At 71.4% G+C, this 3,562-nt stretch carries 5 protein-coding genes; 3 read left to right on the forward strand and 2 right to left on the reverse strand.

The annotated features are described in order from the left end of the window. Positions 1 to 59: 59 nt before the first annotated feature. Together ACFTZL_RS42700 and ACFTZL_RS42705 are read right to left on the reverse strand one after the other, a co-directional pair. Entirely contained in the window at positions 60 to 1,046 is a 987-nt protein-coding gene (locus ACFTZL_RS42700; RefSeq protein ID WP_382595348.1) for an SCO0930 family lipoprotein, read from the reverse strand. Between the two features lie 292 nt (positions 1,047 to 1,338). Then, positions 1,339 to 1,782: a hypothetical protein gene (locus tag ACFTZL_RS42705; protein WP_382595351.1), complete on the reverse strand. Its 444-nt coding sequence runs from the start codon at positions 1,780 to 1,782 to the stop codon at positions 1,339 to 1,341. 22 nt (positions 1,783 to 1,804) lie between these two features. On the opposite strand from ACFTZL_RS42705, the gene ACFTZL_RS42710 reads away from it, so the two are divergent. From ACFTZL_RS42710 to ACFTZL_RS42720, 3 genes are all read left to right on the forward strand, one after another. Further along, on the forward strand, positions 1,805 to 1,933 hold the full coding sequence (locus tag ACFTZL_RS42710) for a hypothetical protein (RefSeq protein ID WP_382595354.1): 129 nt from the start codon (positions 1,805 to 1,807) through the stop codon (positions 1,931 to 1,933). A gap of 54 nt (positions 1,934 to 1,987) precedes the next feature. After that, a complete protein-coding gene (locus ACFTZL_RS42715; RefSeq protein ID WP_382595357.1) occupies positions 1,988 to 2,722 on the forward strand; it encodes a hypothetical protein in 735 nt (244 codons plus the stop codon). Between the two features lie 222 nt (positions 2,723 to 2,944). Beyond that, positions 2,945 to 3,505, forward strand: coding sequence for a hypothetical protein (locus ACFTZL_RS42720; protein WP_382595360.1), 561 nt, complete (start codon positions 2,945 to 2,947; stop codon positions 3,503 to 3,505). Positions 3,506 to 3,562: the final 57 nt, after the last annotated feature.

Genomic DNA, 3,562 nt, shown 5'->3' on the forward strand with positions numbered 1-3,562 from the left:
GGGGCGGACCGGGTCAACGCCGCCGGATGGACGAGCTGATCAACCCTGGGGAGGTTTCTCTACTTCTCCGACGCGCCGACCAGCTTTCCGTCGGGGCGCACGGCGAACCAAGTGCCGCCCACACCCTGGCCGTTGGTGTCGCCCGCAGCCTTGTCGCCGGCGAAGGTGTAGATCGGCGAGCAGTTGATCGTCTGCTGCTTGCCCTTGCCGTCGGTCCGGTCGAAGATCATGTAGCCCTTCTCCTGGATGCCCTTGGTGTCGGCGAAGTCGACGGGCTCCACGAGCGGCCACTTCTTCAGGCACTCGCCGCTGCAGTTGGAGACCGGCTTGGGCCAGGCCTCGTCCTTCTTGAACCGGTAGACGGTCATGCCGTTCTTGTCGACGACGATCTCGCCGAGCTTGGGGTCTTCACGGGTGGACAGCCCGGCCTGCGCCTCGGCACCGCCGCCGCCGGCGGCGCCCGCACCGCCCTCCTGCGCCTTCTTGCCGTCGGGAGCCAGCGCGTACCACTTGCCGCCCACACCCTGACCCTTGACGTCACCGGCGTTGACGTCCTTGGCGTAGCGGTAGGCCGGCCAGCCGCCGACCGTGAGCTGCTTGGTGCCGTCCGCCCGGGTGACCGAGCCGAGCAGCGCCTTCTCGATGCCCTCGCCGGCCTCGGCGTCGTCCGCGGGGACCGGCGGCCAGGTCTTGGCGCAGTCGCCGTCGCAGTTCGACTTGGGCGGCTGCTCCGTGTCCTGGTCGAACCGGTACAGGGTGAGGCCGAGGCTGTCGGTCACCACCTTGCCGATCTCGTCGGCGGTGGAGACGGACAGCTTGCCCGCGGGGTTGGACGGGCTGGACGCGCTCGGCGCGGCCGGGCTGCTCGCGGTGCCGCCCACACCGTTCCCGGTGCCGGCGCCGATGTTTCCGTAATCCCCGGGCGCCGCCGTGGCACCCACGTTCTGGCTGGCCGCCGGTGGGCTGTCCTGACCGCACGCCGTCGTCAGCGCCAGGACCGCCGCGGCGCTCGCCACGAGTGAGGCGCTCCGCCAGGAGGTCTTCATCGTCAACTCCCCATAATCGCAAGGGTGTTGCAGCGCCCTGCTGCGCCGCCGCACGGTCATGAGTACGCACGGGAGCGGTGATTGTGTTCAACGACCGGCCAAATTTCTTTCAGGAACCTGTGACGAGTGCCGCCCGGCGTCGTACACGCATGCGCGGCGGGCGCCCCGCGGGCGACCGCCGATCAAACCGACACCACCCGGATATCCCTCTTTCGGGGCAATCCCCTTGCGCTCCGGCACATCCCGGCGGAACAAGGCTCATGATCTTCGTCGTGTATGGACCCCTCTCGATTCAACCCGCCGTCGCTGTACGGGCCTTGGCGGTGGCGGCGCTGACCTGGGCGCTCGTGGGCGCACCGGGTTCAGTGGCGGTGGCCACCGCCTGCGCGTACGCCTCGACGGGGCCGGACGGCACGAAGGCGGTGGCGTACGCCGGGAGCAAGACCTGGCCGACCAAGCCGCCGTGCCCGACACCCACACCGACGCCCACGCCCACACCGACCCCGACACCCCCGCCGCCGAAGCCGACGCCGACTCCGAGTCCCTCTCCGGACCCGACGCCACCGCCGCCGAAGCCGACGCCCACGGCCAGACCCGAGCCGCCGCCTCCGCCGCCTCCACCCGCTCCACGCCCGTCGGCGCCCCGGCCGGAGCCGACGCTCAGGCCCGTGCCACCGCCGCCCCCTCCCCCGGCTCCGGCACCGAAACCGGCACCGAAGCCGTCGGCCACACCCACGCCGCGTCCGTCCGCTTCGCCCGTGCGCTATCCGCGGTATCGCACCGCGCCGCGGCCACGGCGGACGAGCCGCACGATGTCGCCGCTCACCTTCGTCCTGCTCGTCACGGTGCCCGCGGTGGTCGCCGTCGCCGCGCTGCGCGCGCGCTGATCCCTGAAGCCCTGGAGGTACCTCTTGCCGGAATGGCTTGTTCTCACCCTCGCGATGCTCGCCGCCTGCGCCGTGGTGCTCATCATCACCCTCGTACGCCACCGCACGGCGTCCGACGACGAGGACCCCAGTGAGACCCCGGACGTCATCGAGTACATGACGATGTGGATCGGCGTGGTGTACGCCATCGTCCTGGGCCTGGCGATCGCCGGTGTCTGGGAGGGGCGCAGCGCCGCCCAGGACCACGTCCAGGCCGAGGCCACCGCGCTGCACGAGATCTCGGAGCGGGTCCGGGTCTACCCGGCCGACGCACGCGACCGGATCCGGGACGACGTCGAGGCCTATGTGGGATACGTCGTCACCACCGAGTGGGACACCATGGCCGACGAGGGCCGTGTCACCGAGCGCGGCCACCGGCTCTTCGAGCGCGTCCGCCAGGACGTCACCGACTACGAGCCGAAGACGGACTTCCAGGCCCAGGCCTACCAGCCGCTCCTCGACCAGGTGACCGCGGCCAACCAGGCCCGGATCGCCCGGGCGGAGTCGACCGGGGAGACCATGCCGGGCGTGGTGTGGTTCGGGCTGATCGCCGGAGCCGTCGTCACCATCGGGATGATCTTCGCCCTGCAGATCCGCAGAACGACACGTGAAATGGTCCTCGCCGGGCTGTTCTCGGCGCTGATCGCCTTCCTGTTGTTCCTGATCTGGGACTTCGACTCGCCGTACAGCAGGGGCGTGACCGCGTCGGCGGACCCGTTCCTCAATCTCTTCCCGGGCGCCGGGGACTGACGGGGCCCGCACCACCGATCCGGGCCGGGGGGCGCGCGACACGCCGTCGCCGTCCCCCGGCCGCGGTAACGGAGTTCCCCCGGGCGGCCCACACCCATGCCCCATTCGCGCTACAGCGATCGCGCCACGGCGCACCCCTTCTTAGCGTTTCGGGCATCGAGGTGCATGTCTGACGTGAGCGGAACAGGTCCGCGGCTGCTCCTCGGGGACCCGGAGGTCACCATGCGCGCGATACGCGTCGCTTCGGCCGTACTGCTGGGCGCCGGCGCCCTCGCCTCCTGTATGCCGACCGCCTACGCGGTGGTCCGGACCGATTTCGGCTTCAGTGTCGAGCCCTCCACCGTCGCGGCGGGCGAACGGGTCACGCTGCGGGTGGTCCGCAACGCGGCGTGCCGGGGAGAGGCGGTGGTCTCCTCACAGGTCTTCGACCTGGTCGCCATCCCGCCCAGGGAGTCGTCGGCGCGTGCCGTGGTCGACTGGGACGCCAAGCCCGGCGCCGTGTACGACGTGGAGTTCATCTGTGACGAGTCGAGCGGCACCGCGCGCCTGACCATCGCGGGCGCCCGTCCGACGCATCACCCCAGCCACCAGCCGACGCATCACTCCCCGCACCACCCGGCGGACCACCACCGCCACCCGTCGAAGGGCGCGCACGCCGGAGAGGGCGGCACCCTCGCGGGCTTCGACCTCAAGGAGATCGGCCTCGGCGCCGCGCTCATCGCGGGCGCGCTGGGAACGACCTACCACATCGCACGCCGCCGCACCGACGAGGAAACCGGCTGACCGGCCCGACGTGGCTGCCGCCCGCGGGTCCGGTCTTCGCCCCGGTCCCTTGAGGGC

The organism is Streptomyces sp. NPDC056948 (assembly GCF_042674225.1).
Lineage (GTDB): Bacteria > Actinomycetota > Actinomycetes > Streptomycetales > Streptomycetaceae > Streptomyces > Streptomyces purpurascens.

Excerpts from the sequence above, each read along its gene's own strand:
- ACFTZL_RS42715 (WP_382595357.1), top strand. The coding sequence starts at position 1,988 with ATGCTCGCCGCCTGCGCCGTGGTGCTCATCATCACCCTCGTACGCCAC.
- ACFTZL_RS42700 (WP_382595348.1), bottom strand. The coding sequence starts at position 1,046 with ATGAAGACCTCCTGGCGGAGCGCCTCACTCGTGGCGAGCGCCGCGGCG.
- ACFTZL_RS42720 (WP_382595360.1), top strand. The coding sequence starts at position 2,945 with ATGCGCGCGATACGCGTCGCTTCGGCCGTACTGCTGGGCGCCGGCGCC.